Annotated in this window: 1 protein-coding gene; it reads left to right on the top strand. The window is 47.3% G+C overall.

All coding sequences use genetic code 11. The features are described from left to right. The coding region (locus ACTXGO_RS16020) for a type I restriction endonuclease (protein ID WP_443575220.1) at nucleotides 1–562 on the top strand (562 nt) is incomplete at both ends.

Here is a 562-nt window from a genome sequence, read left to right as displayed (position 1 = left end):
TCGTCAGCCAAATGGCGATACAAGGCTTTGAGACCCGTATTCCCGACGCCATTCTCTATATCAACGGCTTACCACTGGTGGTGTTTGAATTTAAGAGCAGCATTCGTGAAGACGCCACTTTGTCTAATGCTTACGATCAGCTGAACAGCCGTTATAAGCGCGATATCCCAGAGCTGTTTAAATATAACGCGCTATGCGTGATTAGCGATGGGGTCAACTCAAAGATGGGTTCCTTCTTTGCGCCTTACGAGTTCTACTACTCTTGGCGCAAAGTCACAGGCGATGAGAAGTTAGAGAAAGACGGTATCCATTCCCTTTTGACCATGATCAGCGGCTTATTTGATAAAGCGCGCCTGCTCGATGTCATTCGCAACTTTATCTATGTACCTGACACCTCTAGCAAGGACGAAAAAATCGTTTGTCGTTATCCGCAGTATTATGCGACCACCAAACTGTTTGATAATATTAAGCGCCATATGAAAGTGCTAGATGCAAACGGCAAGGTTGATGAGAGCGATGCTGTACGCGATGGCAAGGGCGGGACGTACTTTGGCGCGACGGG

It is taken from the genome of Psychrobacter sp. T6-1 (assembly GCF_052258445.1).
Note: the sequence above shows the minus strand (reverse complement) of the source record. Positions and strands in the feature narration are given on the sequence as shown.